We start from the raw sequence: 15,389 nt of genomic DNA on the forward strand, positions 1-15,389 counted from the left end.
TTTATTCAGCCTCTTTAGCCCCAACTAATGCTAAACCTGGACCGTACGGCGTTGTATGAACATCTAACATTAATTCATTTGTATAAGGCACAATAGAAGCTTCCATTGCTACTTGTACTCCATCGACTTCATACATTTCATCATTTTCAAAAGGCTCTTCAAAAGCTAACCCAATATTAGGGATTTCACAGCTAATTCCTTTGAAATACAAGCGAATTCCTGTTATCTCCTGTTCTTCAAGTATATTGTTAATTAATTGTTTTGCTTCTGGTGTAATATGCATGACTAACCCTTCTTCCTTTCAATACTCTTGCTCTATCCTATCATATCTTTAGAGTTTTTAAAGAGAATAACTATGATTTAAAAGCACTTTTATTATTATTTAATAATTATTATAAATAAGTATTGATTTTAATTTGATATTTGATATAATATAAATATAAGATAACAACAACTCATTAGGAGGCTATTAACTATGAATTTAGAAAACGTATTGAACCAACAAATTGCCGATTTTAACGTATTGTATACGAAGCTACATCGCTTTCACTGGTATGTAAAAGGGCCTCAATTTTTTACGCTTCATGAAAAATTTGAAGAATTCTATAATGAGACGGCGGACTATATAGATGAATATGCAGAACGATTACTAGCCATTGGAGGAAGCCCAATTGCTACAATGAAGCAATTTTTGCAAGCAGCTACTCTTTCTGAAGATGGAAACGAGCAAACGAGTGAAGAAATGGTAGAAACCTTAATTAATGACTATACGCTACTTGTTAAAAACCTAAAAAATGCAGTTGAAAACGCTGAAGCAGCACACGATCACGTAACAGCTGACTTATTCATTGGAACAATCGGCAACATTGAAAAACATATTTGGATGCTAAAAGCTGCTTTACCTGTAAAAACATCCGTAAACGCATAAAAAGAGCCTAAGCGGCTCTTTTTTACGTTTGTTGATTTACTTTTTTTTGTCTTTGCAGCCACATAAAAAAAGACATATCATCGTGAATGTCATCTTCTAGCACAGCCTTATAGACATGATCACTCGTATAATAGCGATTATATCCGCTTTGCTGCTTGAAAAATAAAATGCATTCCCGCTTCTTTTCAGTGAAAAGTGATTTTAATAACTCTTGTTTCTCAACTTTGCCTTTCACGATATTTTCTGGAAGCACGGAAATATCAAGCTTCCACTCTTCTCCCTTCTGAATCATATACACACTCCACTGATACTTATCTTTTTCATTAGCAAATATCATCTTATAAGGGCTAAAACGCTTTGTAAGCTGATACCCCATGTGAAAAATAGATTCTTCATCCATTTCATCATTTCCTACGTAAAAATTAATGATGCGATTTGTCATGACATTTAACTCAAAACTCTCCCCTGAGAGAAGACAACCATATTCTCTTAACAGATCCAATAAATGACTGGATACCACCAGTTGATTTGCTTCGTGTTTTAATTCACTTGAGTATGACAGCAGCTCATTCATGTTTTTTGATTCCCCTATCTATAGATCGTGAATTGTTATTGATATTCGCTTTTTTTTCATAAAACCCTTTCACTTTTACCCTTTAATTAAATAACTAGTTGTAAATTAAGTTATGTAGAGCAACATTTTATGAATAAATCAAGTTTGAGTATAAAACCTGAAGAAGTTTAAAGACTATAGTCGATACCGATTTTAAGGAGGACTTAGTATGAATAATCACGAACTTCCTACAAACATGCAAACTGGAGCTGTACCCCCTCAATTGAACCATGGAGGGCATGAACTATTTGACGTTCATGAAACACTTGCGGGCTCGATTAATGTAATGGATCAGTTTATGATGTTTAGGCAATATGTAAAAGAACAAGAGCTGCTTGATATCATTGATCGGCAATATCAGTTTATTTTAAATGAATATAATTTAATCGTAGAAGCTTTTTCTACTGGTCAAAAGCCGGCCGATTCTACACATGTATATAACATGAAGCAGTCTCATACCTTTGTTTATGGCTTAAAGCCTTCACAGCCTAAAAAGCCGAATCAGTCCGTTGAGGAAATCAATGAAAAAGGCATATCAGGTCATATGCTAGGTCTAGTTAAGTCTCAAGCATCTCTTTTAACCATGACCGCTTTAGAAATAACAAATCCTGTTGTTCGCCGAATATTCGGAGACAGTGTTCCTAATTGGATTGAAATGGCTTATGAAATTTCTCTTTATCAAAATAAACACCATTATTATCAAGTGCCGCAGCTTGCAAAAGCAGATATGCAGCAAATGATTACAAGTTTTGCAAAAGCCACTGCCTCTCCTCAGATGCCTAATAACCATAAACTGCATTAATTAAAAAGAGGCTGGGGCAAACGTATTTTAGTTGAAGGAAGATCCGAACGATTCACCGTTCGGATCTTTTCATTAGTACGGTGAATATAGGTTATGTTTAGAGTTGCTTCTAGCTGTTGATTGGAGGGAAAGGCGAAGACTCCTGCGGGAAAAGCGGAATAGATGAGACCTCACAGGAGCGCAATCGACGAGGAGGCTCATCGGCCGCCTGCGGAAAGCGTAGCCTTGCACGGAAATCACCAGCAGTGTAACCAAACGACTCATACTAGATCATTTACTCAGTTTACTCGTCTTTAGATTGTATTGTATTGATTTTGTTATGTCTCAATCTCGTTTTGTGCGTATATTTCAGAAAATGACAAAAAACTATGCATTTTGGATTATTTTCTGAATATTTGTAGTATTTTGATTAATTGTGTATTATAATACAATTAACTAATAGAAAGGGGTGAGAGATGCATCATATATACTCGGATTACAGTTAAAGGAGGTGTCATAACACACTCGCAATACGTTTGCTAAAAGTCAGTTGAACTGTAGAACCGATATGTGATAGACCATGATGGTAAAGTTAAGATTAATTCCCCTAAATGAACATGTAACATAATAAACTGCTTCTTTTTCTTTTTAAAGATAGAAGCAGTTTTTTTATGTGCGTTTTTCTTTTCTTGATTTAATACATGTTTTCTCCACTTTGGCTAACACTTAATATATACATTTACATACAAGGTGGTGACTTTGATGATCGCCGTAAAATTACTATTAGTCGCAGTTTTAATTGCATTAACTGCTTTTTTTGTAGCGACAGAATTCGCTATTGTAAAAGTAAGAAGTTCAAAAATCAATCAGCTTCTAGAAGAAGGACATAAAAAAGCTGTATCTGCCAAACACGTTATTACGCATCTAGATGAATATCTATCCGCTTGTCAGCTTGGTATCACCATCACGGCTCTCGGGCTTGGTTGGCTTGGTGAACCGACGCTAGATCGGTTGCTTCACCCTCTTTTTACTACCTTCCATACGAATGAGCCGCTTGCTGGTATTTTATCTTTTGTCATTGCATTTGTTGTTATTACTTTTTTACATGTTGTCTTAGGGGAATTAGCTCCTAAAACGTTTGCTATTCAAATGGCTGAACAAATTACGCTGAACTTTGCAAAACCGATTATCGTGTTTTACAAACTTATGTATCCGTTCATTAAAATATTAAATGGATCAGCTCGTATGTTGACTAAGATTTTTGGTATAACGATGATTTCAGAAAATGAAGCTGCTCATAGTGAAGAAGAGCTGCGTATTTTGTTATCTGAGAGCTTCGAAGGCGGTGAAATCAATCAATCCGAATATCGATATATGAGCAAAATCTTTGATTTTGACGATCGTTTAGCTAAAGAAGTAATGGTCCCTCGTACGGAAATTGTGAGTGCTTCCAAAGACGACGTCGTAGAGGTTTTTTTGCAAATCGCAAATGTCGAAAAATATACGCGCTATCCAATTGTTGAAGATGGGGATAAAGATAAAGTAATCGGTCTCGTTAATATCAAAGAAATTTATAATGATATTGTATTCAACGAAAAAGACGGCACCAATACGTTAGAGTCATACGTCAAGCCTATTTTTAAAGTAATTGAAACCGTACCCATTCATGACTTGCTTGTAAAGATGCAAAAAGAACGTATTCAAATGGCTATTCTTTTTGATGAGTATGGCGGAACCGCTGGGCTTGTTACAGTAGAAGATATTATTGAAGAAATTGTGGGAGAAATTCGAGATGAGTTTGATACGGACGAAATTCCTTATGTACAAAAAATTAAAGACGATCATTATATTCTTGACGGAAAAATGCTCATTAGCCAAGTAAATGATTTACTCGGTACGGATATTAGCGACGAAGAAGTAGATACCATTGCCGGGTGGGTGTTAACCGAAAAGTTTGATGTGACCAAAAATGATATCATTCAGCATGAGCAATTTTACTTTAAAGTTCTGATTATAGAGGATTTTCACATTAAGTATATAGAAGTAAAAAAAAGAAAGAAGAAAGAAAAAAAGGATGATCATCATTAATCATCCTTTTTATTTATTCAAAATCCCTTTTACCAATCGTCTCCTCCATCAAAAAAATCTCCATCCAACAGATCTTCCCCGGCTTCTTCAATATCTTCTCCAATTTCACCAAGCGCCGAGTCTTCAAACATATCATCCATCAAATTCTCAATGAGCAGTCCGCCTAACATACCGGCTGCAAAACCTCCCATTGCTCCCCCTAACCCGCTCATACGTGGGTGGTGTGAATGCTGATCATAGTGAGGAGACTTATAATATTCATAGTCTCGAGGATTCTCCATCATCTCTTCCATCGCTTCTTCCAGCAAACGAGCGATAGTAGATGGCTGGCTTAGTTCATCATTTGTAAAAAAGAGTTCATTTTTTATTTCCCTCTCACGGCCAAAAGAAGGCAAATCTAGCTCCAACAGCACGCGGATCCCTTCTCGTTCAATGGCTACCTCAAACTCAACCTCATTTACATATCCCTTTAAGAAGTCTGTAGGGAAAAATGAAAATTCTTGTTTGTATCCGTTAAATTTTCCTGAATGATGTTTTTCTCTAAATCCAAGTGCTTCAAAGCCCTCTACTAGCTGATATAAGCTTTTTGGAGCTTTAATGCGCACAGGGTCCCGGTCTGTTGAGTCTACTCCCCCTTCAATATCTAAGTGTGTCTTAAAGAAATAGCTAACGTTGCTCGCAGAGATTGGAAGGTCCAAAGGTAAATGATATGTAAATGGAATTTCTTTTTTCTCGCCTTCATTAATTGTAAATGAAGAAGCTGCGCGCAGGCTTTCCACACGATGTGTATGCATTTGACCGCTTTTCAATTGAACTTCAAGCCAAAATTCAACATCAATTAAATTAATATGTTGCTGAACGTTTCCACCTTGGATGACAATGGCTCCTTCAATTACATGACCGAGCGTATAGGCGGTTTCATTTAATCGTAAATCCACTTTGGCAGCTCCAACTCCAATTTTAGCAAACATTTTTTTAAACATTTTTTTCCTCCTCCAAAATGCTCTTACTATATATACGAAGTATACCGTTTATAAGTTTCAACTTACAAAAAAAAGAACTCAATTTCTTGAGTTCTTTCTGCTAAATCAACGCTTCATTTTAATTCAATTATTTATTAAATTAAAACACCCAGCCCCAACAGCAGCGACGTCTTTTACAACCGCCGTGGTTACCGCCATGACAACCGCCGTGACCTCCACCGTGGTTACCGCCGTGACCTCCGCCGTGGTTACCGCCGTGACCTCCGCCGTGGTTGCCGCCGTGACCTCCGCCGTGGTTGCCGCCATGACAACCGCCGTGACCTCCGCCATGACTGCCGCCGTGACCTCCGCCATGACTGCCGTCGTGACCTCCGCCATGGTTGCCACCATGATCTCCGCCATGGTTACCGTCGTGACCTCCGCTATGGTTGCCACCATGATGGCATTTTTTATGTCCAGAACGATGATCATCATCATGTTTAGGACAATGATCGTTATGCTTATAATCGTTATGACAGCATTTTCCTTCATGGCTACTTCTTGGATCATAGCCAGAAGTTTTGTAATAATACTGATTAGAACACCAGCAACACTTCTTTTTATTGTTGTAACTCACATAAACCATCCTTATCTATAAATAAGATTTATATAGGCAATTTTATACCTATATATAAATAGATTATGTAAACTAGTACAAGGAAGTGCATTGCTGTGGGCCATGACCTAAGCCTGTTTTTAGGAGTATGTACGGGGAGATAAGACAAGAAAAAAAGCCATCTCTAGATGGCTTTTTTTATATTTGATTTTTCACTTTACTTGCGCTTTCTGCATAAAACTCTAGAATTTCTCTTCTTCTTACAATTCCAATAAATACACCTTGATCATCCGTTACAGGAACAAAATTTTGGTCAATTGCCTTTGAAAGGATGTTTTGAACTTCATCATATATAGCAACTGGGTTATAATCTTGATAGCGGTCAATCTCTGTTAATTTAATATTTTCCGTATCTTGAAAGCGATAGTCTCCTAGGCTTTTTAGCTTCCAAAGAAGATCTCCTTCAGTAAGAACGCCCACATATTTACCATCATCGTCAACTAGCGGAACTGTAGAATAGCGATGATACTCCATTTTTTCAAGAGCCTGTCTTAATGTGGATTGAATATTTAGTGTTACAACATCACTTTTTGGTACTAAGAAAAATGCAATATTCATTTTTTAATCTCCTTTTCCTTACCCGCTCATCTTACAATTTCTATTTATTTTTTCAGTTTTCGGCTTATTTTAATGTTTTAATCATACAAAATGCAGCTCGCAGTTATCTTACATTTACAACTATAAGCTGTCAATCCTAAGCTATGTAATTTTGACTTCTTATTTTCTTTATTACAGTACCCGTTTTCTAAATAATCAAATCCTAATTTTTAGAAAAATACGTCTAGTTAAAATAATGGTTCCTGCAGCTGCTTCTTTATACTAATAAGGGCCGGAAGAGCTACTTTCAGCTCTTCTTCTCTGCGATAAGAACGCAACTGAACCTCATTATATGCTCTGTTTATACTTTTTGACTCATGAAAAAGTCCCACATGATTCGACTAGCATTGGGACCTTTAGGGTCTGTATAGCTGCCCGCTGAATTCCCTCCTGACCATGCATGCCCCATTCCATTGATAATATATTTATCAATAGCCAATTCTCCCTTACTGCTTTCGTAGCGATATGTTGTATAATCCCGTCCAAAGAGAATTTTTTCTTCTCTCGTTTTAACCGGGCTATCTTGAATCCATCCATCTATTCTTCCATTATAAGCAAGATTATTCGTTGTAATCCACTGGTGAACCACTTGATCTGCATTGGCTACATTTACCGTAGAATCAGCGTTACCATGAAATACAATGAGCGGCAGTGGCTTTGCCCGTTTTCCCATTTGCTGATAAGCAATTCTTCCTTGTTTAACGGGGGAAGGACCTTTACTGGCCATGACAGAATACGCATTAAATACGTTAAGAGCCGCCTGATATTCGATACCTGCTGACACACCTATTCCAGCAAACAGTTCTGGATACGTTACCCCCATAACAATGCTCATTGCTCCTCCTGCTGACAGACCGGCAATAAACACTTTATTTTTCTGAATAAAGTGCATGTTTTGAACTTTTTTTACAATCCCTGCAATAATAGCTGGCTCGCCAAACCCTCTAATTTGATGAAGAGGTTCAAACCAGTTCCAGCATTTATTCATATTTGAGTTAGAAGACTGCTGTGGGTATACGACAATAAATTCTTTTTCGTCGGCGAGCTCGTTCATTTGCGTGCCTATTGCAAAATCATCTGCATTTTGTGTACATCCATGCAGCATAACCATTAGTGGGTAAGATTTTAAAATATGATAGGATTTAGGTAAATAGACCTTGAATTTTTTTCCTTTATGAGTATATGTTTTAAATGATTCAGATGACGCTTCTTGTTGTTCACTTGAAGACACAAGCGTTGACGTATTTATAACATTAGGTAGTGAACCCAACATGGTACCCCTCCTCTTTTTGTCAACGTTTTCATTTTTCTTCCCAATTACGTCCTGTATTACAATACTACATATTATTTCTTTTTTTTGCACGTTCTACATACTCTAAGAGTACAACTTGTTTTGGTTTTAAGCTGTTTTTTATCTTCTTGAAATTTGGGATTTTTTTGCTATATATATACTTTATTACTATATATGAAAATTGTCACTATAATCATGAAAAAAGGACAAACATGCCGTTTGCCCTTTTATTTGGACCTTGATGTTTAAATATCTTTTGCCGAATTAAGCCTCTATACTTTTATTATATGATGCTCCCTATCATTTATATGAATTTATTGCTTTGCATGTTTAAATCTGTAACCTTTACTATTTTATACTTTGCTTTTTATTCACCACTTCTTTCGCAGCAAATGGCAAGGTGTAGGTGCAGAAGCCACGTTTAAAAAGAAGAATCTTAAAGAGCAAATGTTTTGGTTTAACCTCTTCTTCGTTCGCAACAATTATACAAAGGCTGATTGCAATCACTCTTTTCCCCTCCTTTTGCTTAAATAAGTACAGCAAAGAGATGCTATTGGAGTAGATTCCTTTATTTTGCATACATTTTTTAGAAAACTATGGTAAAAATAAGACTTATCATATGGAGGTGAATAAATTGGCAAATATCCCAAAGGATACTGAGCCCTACTGGCGCGATCATTTAAAGTTTCCAACATACCCATCTCTTTCAGAAAATCGAAAAGTTGATGTTGTAGTAGTAGGAGGCGGTATTAGCGGTATTACAACAGCTTATTTATTACAAAAAGAAGGGCTGAACGTGGCGTTAATTGAAGCTGATAATATTTTAAATGGTACAACCGGTCACACAACAGCAAAGATTACAGCTCAGCATGACGTTATCTACGATGAGCTGCTTTCACACATTGGCGAAGAAAAAACGCTGCTGTATTATAAAGCAAACGAACAAGCTCTGCAGTTTATGAAAAACTTAATTCAAACGGAAAACATTGACTGTGATTTTTCGGTACAAGATGCTTACTTATACGGAGAAACGCTGGAGTTTGATCATCGAGTTCGTAAAGAATTTCGAGCCTATCAGCGATTACATATTCCATGTGAATTTGCAACAGAGCTTCCTTTTAATTTTGATATTAGGGCAGCAGCTATTATGAAAGATCAAGCTCAGTTTCATCCGTTAAAATATCTGCTTCATTTAGTAAAAAAATTCACAGAAAGCGGCGGATTGATTTTTGAAAACACCGTAGCCACGGATGTAGAAGAAAGCACGTCGCCCACCGTTGTCACAAGAGACGGACATCGAATTTCTTGCAAATATGTAGTGGCGTGTTCACACTTTCCATTTTATGATGGAGCCGGCTTTTACTATACGCGCATGTATGCCAAACGTTCGTATGTGTTAGCAGCAAAAGTTGAACAAGCTTACCCTGGAGGCATGTATTTAAGTGCTGATCAGCCTACTCATTCGCTGCGTTCAACAAAAGTTGACGGAGAAGAACTCATTTTAATTGGTGGAGAAGGCCACAAAGCTGGACAAGGAATTAATACTATGTTCCACTATGAGTCCCTTCAGAGGTTCGCCGAAGAAAATTTTACTGTTCAACATTTTCGTTACAAATGGTCTGCACAAGATTTATTTACGCTTGATAAAATTCCATATATCGGTCCCATTAAAGAAAGCAAGCCAAATATCTTTATTGCTACCGGATTTAAAAAATGGGGGATGACTCATAGCACCATTGCAGCACATATTATTCGAGATGCAATAACCGGAAAAGACAACCCATATGCGGAGTTGTATAATCCGTCTCGTTTTTATGCGGACCCTAGCCTTAAGCATTTCTTTCGTCAAAATCTTGATGTGGCTGAACACTTTATTACCGGTAAGTTTTCAATGCCTGAAAAAGGACTGGATCAGCTTCAAAATGATGAAGGGTCGGTCGTATATGTAAATAGCAAACGTACGGGAGCTTATAAAGATCCTCAAGGGAAGCTTCACTGCGTCGATACTACATGCACGCACTTAGGATGTGAAGTAAATTGGAACGCTGGTGACCGCACGTGGGACTGCCCTTGTCACGGTTCTCGTTTCTCTTACGACGGATCTGTGGTAGAAGGCCCTGCTAAAAAGCCGCTTACGCCAGTGGATGTCGATTCAAGCGATAAAAAAAGCACGCCGTAGGGCATGCTTTTTTTATCATTATCAATAGATTCACATTTGAGTTTACTCTTTACATCCTTCTTTTCTAAAATATCGATTATACACCAAAACCATTGCATAAATGACTAAAAAAGAAAACGTAAAGATAATTAACCTTCCAGATTCAGGGACATGATCAAGATAGTCTGTTTCAAAAAACATAACAAACATCAAAAATGGCAATAGGAACAAAAACCAAATAAAATCTCGATCCATAAACATTTTTATAAAAAATAAAATGGCCCCGATGTAGACAATCATCAAAAACATAATCATTCACCAAATTCTATTTAATACTAGAGGTGTTGTAATGATTATATCGGATTTCTCCGGCGAAATATAGAGTCATTGGTTTTAATTTTATAAATTCCTTATAACTTTCAAACTGCTATTTTAACATAATAAGGGAATTTACTGCTGTAAAGACTCTAAGTGAGCAAAAAACTGCGGGTAAGAGACGGATACCGCGTCACGATTTTCAATAATTGTTTCCCCTTCTGCAATACAAGAGGCAACAGCGAGCATCATACCGATACGGTGATCTCCGTGGCTGTTTACATTTGCTCCGTGAAGTTTTGCACCTCCGTGAATAATCATTCCATCTTCCGTTCCTTCAATGTTAGCTCCCATTTTGGTTAACTCATTCACTACCGTATCAATACGGTTTGTTTCTTTGACTTTTAACTCTGCAGCATCTTTAATAATCGTAATCCCTTCTGCCTGTGTGGCAGCTAGTGCAATAATTGGGATTTCGTCAATTAGGCGTGGAATCAAGTCTCCGCCTACTTCCGTACCTTTTAAGTGAGAAGCTTCTACAACTAAATCTGCATAGGGCTCCGCTGTTTCTTTTGTTTCTTTGACTGTCTCGATCGAAGCGCCCATATTTGAAAGCACATCTAAAATACCCGTTCGAGTCGGATTCATCCCAACTTTTTGAATTTCAATGCGGCTGTTTGCAATAATAGCCCCCGCTACTAAAAAGAATGCAGCTGACGAAATATCACCAGGCACTTCTACATGGGTTCCTCTTAACGTTTGGCCGCCTTCAATTGAAACGGTTAAGCCTTCTTCTTCAACTTTAACACCAAATGCCTCTAGCATACGTTCTGTATGATCACGTGATTTCGCCGGTTCCGTTACAGAAGTTGTTCCTTCCGCCTGCAGTCCAGCAAGTAAAATAGCTGATTTTACTTGTGCGCTTGCAACGGGAGATGTATAGTGTATACCTTTTGCTTTCCCACCTCGTATAACAAGCGGTGTAAAATTAGCATCTTTTCGACCGTCTAAATGAATATTCATATCACGAAGCGGACCGGTCACACGCTTCATAGGGCGTTTGGCAATGGATTCGTCTCCAATCAATGTTGAATGAAAGGGTGTATTTGCTAAAATCCCCATCATAAGGCGAATCGTTGTGCCCGAATTTCCAACATCTAAAATATCAGATGGCTCTTTTAGCGCTTGTATCCCTTTTCCTTTTACTACGACGCTTTGTTCATCAATCATTTGAATACCTACACCTAGTTTTTGAAAGCAGGAAATGGTGCTAAGGCAATCGTCTCCTGGCAAAAATCCGTTAATCGTTGTTGTTCCTTCTGCAATCGAACCAAACATAACGGAACGGTGAGAAATAGATTTATCTCCTGGAATTTGAATCGTTCCTCGTAAAGCTTTTACTGTCACAATATATCTCTCCTTTTATGCGTGAAGCGAATCACGAAATTCTTTGGCATCTGAAAAGTAATCAAATAATTCGTGACCGTCACCTTTTTCTACTAATAGTTTTACTTGTTCCATTTCTTTCATCCAGTCATCAAGCAATGTTAAAAGCATAGAACGGTTTTGTTTTAGTATATCTCTCCACATATGAGGATTACTTGAAGCAATTCTCGTAATATCTCGAAAACCGCCTGCTGCCATTTCCGTGACAAGATGATTCTGTGCTGAATATCCTTTTACTTGTCTTACAAGACTGGTCGCAATCACATGAGGTAAATGACTGACAACTCCAGTGATTTGATCATGAGTAGCTGCATCAAGCGGTACAAATTGTGCACCTGTAGGCTCTAGCAAATGCATAAGCGCATCTATTTTTTCTTTTTGCTCATTTTCAAACGGCGTTAAAATATAGCGCGCCGAACAAAATAAATCCGCTCGTGCATTGACTGCACCGCTCGTATGAGAACCAGCCATCGGATGCCCGCCAATAAATGAAATACGTTTCTTATTCAGCGCTTCGGCTGCTTTCATAATTTCACCTTTGGTACTTCCGACATCCGTTACGATAACCGTTTCTTTAAGCTTCCAAGTAGAAAGGTCGTGTATCCATGCTGTCGTGTACTCTACTGGAGTAGCAAGTACGATATAATCTGCTTGGGCTGCTTCTGTTTTTATATCTTCAGCTACATAATCAACGATACCTAGCTGGTTGGCTACTTGTACTTCATTTGTATTGATATCAGCTCCAACGACTGTGACGTGACGATGCTTCTTCATAGCTAGCGCTAATGATCCTCCAATAAGGCCGACGCCAATAAGTAATACACGTGTTTTCACCTTTCATTCTCCTCTATTCATTAAAATTGCTTTGCGTATTCTTCATGTTTTTTTACGTTTTCTTGAATTAACTGAATTCGATCTGCCCCAAATTGATCGATAATAGCAGATGCTAGTTCCCAAGCAATCACTGATTCTGCTACAACCGCTGCCGCCGGTACTGCACAGCTGTCTGAGCGTTCAATACTTGCAGCAAATGGCTCTTTTGTATCAATATCTACACTTTGAAGCGGCTTGTATAAGGTAGGAATAGGTTTCATGACGCCTCGCACAACAATCGGCATTCCTGTTGTCATGCCTCCTTCTAAACCTCCCGCATTGTTCGTTTTACGCGTATAGCCGTTTTGTTCATCCCATAGAATTTCATCATGGACTTCACTTCCCGGTCTGCGAGCTGCTTCAAAGCCTACGCCGATTTCAACGCCTTTAAACGCGTTAATGCTCATAATAGCAGCAGCTAGCTTTGAATCTAACTTACGATCATAGTGCACGTAACTTCCCACTGCAGTAGGCATTCCTTCTACTACTACTTCCACTACGCCACCAATGCTGTCTCCATTTTCTTTTGCATCATCGATTGCTTTCATCATTTTCTGTCCCGCTTCTTCATCTAAGCAGCGAACAGGTGACGCTTCTGTTTTTTCCTGAAGTTCTGTCAGTGACTCATATGCCGTTTTTTCAGCTTTCACACCGCCGATTTCAAGCACGTGACATGCAATATTTACGCCTACAGCTTTTAGTACTTGTTTGGCAACTGCGCCTGTGGCTACTCGTACCGTCGTTTCACGAGCAGATGAACGTTCCAATACGTTTCGCATATCTCTGTGACCGTATTTAATCGCTCCATTTAAATCCGCATGACCTGGACGAGGTTTTGTAATTTGTCGCTTTACTTCTTCATCATGATCAACTGGATCAGCACCCATAATATTTCTCCAGTGAGTAAAATCCTTGTTTTCAACGACTAAAGCAATGGGTGAACCAAGCGTCTCACCGTGGCGAACCCCGCCTTTAATCTGAACTTGATCTTTTTCAATCTGCATGCGGCGTCCGCGCCCATGTCCCTTTTGTCTTCTTGCTAAATCTTCATTAATATGTTCGGCTGTTAATTCAAGCCCTGCTGGTACTCCTTCAATAATCGCTGTTAATTGAGGTCCGTGCGATTCTCCTGCTGTTAAATATCTCATATTATCGATTCCTTTCTGTTGTAAAAAATAAAAAACTCGCCCCTACGTCATAGGGACGAGTTTTTCTCGCGATACCACCCTAGTTGCAAACATTGCTTGCCACCTCGAATTGTTAACGATCCGCTGACCGCTCTGTAAAAGAGTACTTAAAGAGTGTAATTCGCTCACATTTGTGTACTGACTTCCACCAACCGTCAGCTCTCTGAGACAGGGAAATGTTTGCTACTAGTTTCTTATCACTGTATCACTATGAAATTAAGATAATTTTACTGCTGCACCTTTTAATTCTTCCATGAATTTGTGGAATTCAGGAATGTTCATTTGCTGTGCTGAATCTGATAGTGCTACTGCTGGGTCTGGATGAACTTCTGCCATTACAGCATCTGCGCCGATAGCAATCGCTGCTTTTGCACATGGTAATAATAAGTCTTTGCGTCCTGTTGAATGCGTTACGTCTACTACAACTGGTAAATGCGTTTCTTTTTTCAAGATTGGAACAGCTGAGATATCTAGTGTGTTGCGTGTTGCACGCTCGTATGTGCGGATACCGCGTTCACAAAGAATAATGTTTCCATTTCCGCGAGACATAATGTATTCAGCAGCGTTAATGAATTCTTCAATTGTTGCTGCCAATCCACGTTTTAAAAGAATCGGTTTGTCTACAGAACCTGCAGCTTTTAATAGCTCGAAGTTTTGCATGTTACGTGCACCAATTTGAATTACATCTACGTAGTCGAGAGCCGTTTCAATATCTTGAGGAGAAACAATTTCACTGATAATTGATAGGCCTAGCTCATCGCCTACTTGACGTAAGATTTTTAAGCCTTCCACCCCAAGACCTTGGAAATCGTAAGGTGATGTACGTGGTTTGAACGCTCCGCCGCGCATTAACGTAATACCTTGTTCTTTAAGCGCTAAGCCCACTTCTTTTACTTGTTCGTAGCTTTCTACTGCACATGGTCCCATTACAAATTCTAAGTTTCCAGGTCCTACTTTTGTACCGTTGATGTCAACGATTGTATCTTCAGATTTCTTTTTACGAGATACAAGAAGTGCTTTGCGGTGATCGTCTTCTTGAAGCTCTAAGCTTGCTTTGAAAATTTCCTTGAAAATATGCTGAATTGTTGAAGCTTCGAATGGTCCATTATGGTTAGCTAAGATTTGATCTAACGATTTACGTTCACGAACTGGATCAAAGCGATTCACACCTTGTGTACCTTTTACTTTTCCGATTTCTTGTGCGATTTCACCGCGTTTATTTAATAATTCTAAAATTTCTAAATTTATTTCGTCGATTTGTCCTCGTAATTGTTCTAGTGATTTTGTCATTTTAAAAATCCTCCTTTGATTTTATAACCTTGAACGGATCTTCTCGTTTAGTTTGTATTGAAAAATCCGTTTTACACCTACACAGCCGCTTATGCGGATATACAAAAAGTCCCTACTGATTGTATCAGTAGGGACGAATTGATCGCGGTACCACCCTAATTGCAAGCATTGCTTGCCTCTTCAT

At 38.3% G+C, this 15,389-nt stretch carries 17 protein-coding genes and 2 other annotated features (1 of these 19 cut by a window edge); of the genes, 5 read left to right on the plus strand and 12 right to left on the minus strand.

Translation table 11 applies throughout. From position 1 onward, the window contains the following. Position 1 precedes the first annotated feature (1 nt). The gene (locus OK414_RS16185) at positions 2 to 283 is read right to left on the minus strand and encodes a hypothetical protein (protein WP_013057684.1); all 282 of its coding nucleotides are present in this window, start codon (positions 281 to 283) and stop codon (positions 2 to 4) included. A 192-nt stretch (positions 284 to 475) separates the two neighbouring features. Here OK414_RS16185 and OK414_RS16190 point away from each other — a divergent pair, with 192 nt between their 5' ends. Then, entirely contained in the window at positions 476 to 928 is a 453-nt protein-coding gene (locus OK414_RS16190; RefSeq protein WP_025751201.1) for a Dps family protein, read from the plus strand. A gap of 22 nt (positions 929 to 950) precedes the next feature. On the opposite strand, the gene OK414_RS16195 is transcribed toward OK414_RS16190, so the two are convergent. Beyond that, positions 951 to 1,502 (minus strand): hypothetical protein, encoded by a 552-nt coding sequence (locus OK414_RS16195; RefSeq protein WP_013083781.1) that lies wholly within the window; start codon positions 1,500 to 1,502, stop codon positions 951 to 953. Positions 1,503 to 1,710: 208 nt separating this feature from the next. On the opposite strand from OK414_RS16195, the gene OK414_RS16200 reads away from it, so the two are divergent. The 3 genes from OK414_RS16200 to OK414_RS16210 all read left to right on the plus strand — a co-directional run bounded on the left by OK414_RS16200 (position 1,711) and on the right by OK414_RS16210 (position 4,410). Then, the gene (locus OK414_RS16200) at positions 1,711 to 2,343 is read left to right on the plus strand and encodes a spore coat protein (protein ID WP_016764699.1); all 633 of its coding nucleotides are present in this window, start codon (positions 1,711 to 1,713) and stop codon (positions 2,341 to 2,343) included. Positions 2,344 to 2,459: 116 nt separating this feature from the next. Next, complete coding sequence (locus tag OK414_RS16205; RefSeq protein WP_263045209.1) at positions 2,460 to 2,594, plus strand: hypothetical protein; 135 nt, start codon at positions 2,460 to 2,462, stop codon at positions 2,592 to 2,594. Positions 2,595 to 3,084: 490 nt separating this feature from the next. Beyond that, the gene (locus tag OK414_RS16210; RefSeq protein ID WP_013057688.1) at positions 3,085 to 4,410 is read left to right on the plus strand and encodes a hemolysin family protein; all 1,326 of its coding nucleotides are present in this window, start codon (positions 3,085 to 3,087) and stop codon (positions 4,408 to 4,410) included. A gap of 29 nt (positions 4,411 to 4,439) precedes the next feature. Here OK414_RS16210 and OK414_RS16215 read toward each other — a convergent pair whose 3' ends face one another. The 5 genes from OK414_RS16215 to OK414_RS16235 form a co-directional block, all read right to left on the minus strand. After that, entirely contained in the window at positions 4,440 to 5,393 is a 954-nt protein-coding gene (locus tag OK414_RS16215) for a sporulation protein (RefSeq protein WP_013083783.1), read from the minus strand. Positions 5,394 to 5,532: 139 nt separating this feature from the next. After that, positions 5,533 to 6,009 carry a hypothetical protein gene (locus OK414_RS16220; protein ID WP_263045210.1) on the minus strand — a complete coding sequence of 159 codons (477 nt, stop codon included), beginning with the start codon at positions 6,007 to 6,009 and terminating at the stop codon, positions 5,533 to 5,535. A 177-nt stretch (positions 6,010 to 6,186) separates the two neighbouring features. Further along, positions 6,187 to 6,606: a CBS domain-containing protein gene (locus tag OK414_RS16225; RefSeq protein ID WP_013057690.1), complete on the minus strand. Its 420-nt coding sequence runs from the start codon at positions 6,604 to 6,606 to the stop codon at positions 6,187 to 6,189. A gap of 340 nt (positions 6,607 to 6,946) precedes the next feature. Further along, positions 6,947 to 7,918, minus strand: a complete 972-nt coding sequence (locus OK414_RS16230) for an alpha/beta hydrolase family esterase (RefSeq protein ID WP_016764703.1) — start codon at positions 7,916 to 7,918, stop codon at positions 6,947 to 6,949. A gap of 366 nt (positions 7,919 to 8,284) precedes the next feature. Then, positions 8,285 to 8,443, minus strand: a complete 159-nt coding sequence (locus tag OK414_RS16235; RefSeq protein ID WP_155276296.1) for a hypothetical protein — start codon at positions 8,441 to 8,443, stop codon at positions 8,285 to 8,287. A 127-nt stretch (positions 8,444 to 8,570) separates the two neighbouring features. Between OK414_RS16235 and OK414_RS16240 the strand changes: the two genes are divergently transcribed. Beyond that, positions 8,571 to 10,115 carry an FAD-dependent oxidoreductase gene (locus tag OK414_RS16240; protein ID WP_013083785.1) on the plus strand — a complete coding sequence of 515 codons (1,545 nt, stop codon included), beginning with the start codon at positions 8,571 to 8,573 and terminating at the stop codon, positions 10,113 to 10,115. A 42-nt stretch (positions 10,116 to 10,157) separates the two neighbouring features. Here the strand turns inward: OK414_RS16240 and OK414_RS16245 are convergent, their stop codons facing one another. The 5 genes from OK414_RS16245 to OK414_RS16265 form a co-directional block, all read right to left on the minus strand. After that, positions 10,158 to 10,403 (minus strand): hypothetical protein, encoded by a 246-nt coding sequence (locus tag OK414_RS16245; RefSeq protein WP_013057694.1) that lies wholly within the window; start codon positions 10,401 to 10,403, stop codon positions 10,158 to 10,160. 141 nt (positions 10,404 to 10,544) lie between these two features. Next, on the minus strand, positions 10,545 to 11,816 hold the full coding sequence (gene aroA, locus OK414_RS16250; protein ID WP_263045211.1) for a 3-phosphoshikimate 1-carboxyvinyltransferase: 1,272 nt from the start codon (positions 11,814 to 11,816) through the stop codon (positions 10,545 to 10,547). Positions 11,817 to 11,831: 15 nt separating this feature from the next. Then, positions 11,832 to 12,689, minus strand: a complete 858-nt coding sequence (locus OK414_RS16255) for a prephenate dehydrogenase (protein ID WP_013057696.1) — start codon at positions 12,687 to 12,689, stop codon at positions 11,832 to 11,834. 20 nt (positions 12,690 to 12,709) lie between these two features. Then, on the minus strand, positions 12,710 to 13,876 hold the full coding sequence (gene aroC / locus OK414_RS16260; RefSeq protein ID WP_013057697.1) for a chorismate synthase: 1,167 nt from the start codon (positions 13,874 to 13,876) through the stop codon (positions 12,710 to 12,712). A gap of 48 nt (positions 13,877 to 13,924) precedes the next feature. Further along, positions 13,925 to 14,125 (minus strand) — a binding site (T-box leader). 6 nt (positions 14,126 to 14,131) lie between these two features. Then, positions 14,132 to 15,205, minus strand: coding sequence for a bifunctional 3-deoxy-7-phosphoheptulonate synthase/chorismate mutase (locus OK414_RS16265; protein WP_013057698.1), 1,074 nt, complete (start codon positions 15,203 to 15,205; stop codon positions 14,132 to 14,134). Positions 15,206 to 15,331: 126 nt separating this feature from the next. Then, positions 15,332 to 15,389 (minus strand) — a binding site (T-box leader) (it continues 149 nt past the right edge of the window).

The sequence above is a fragment of the Priestia sp. JV24 genome, from assembly GCF_025910025.1.
Lineage (GTDB): Bacteria > Bacillota > Bacilli > Bacillales > Bacillaceae_H > Priestia > Priestia megaterium.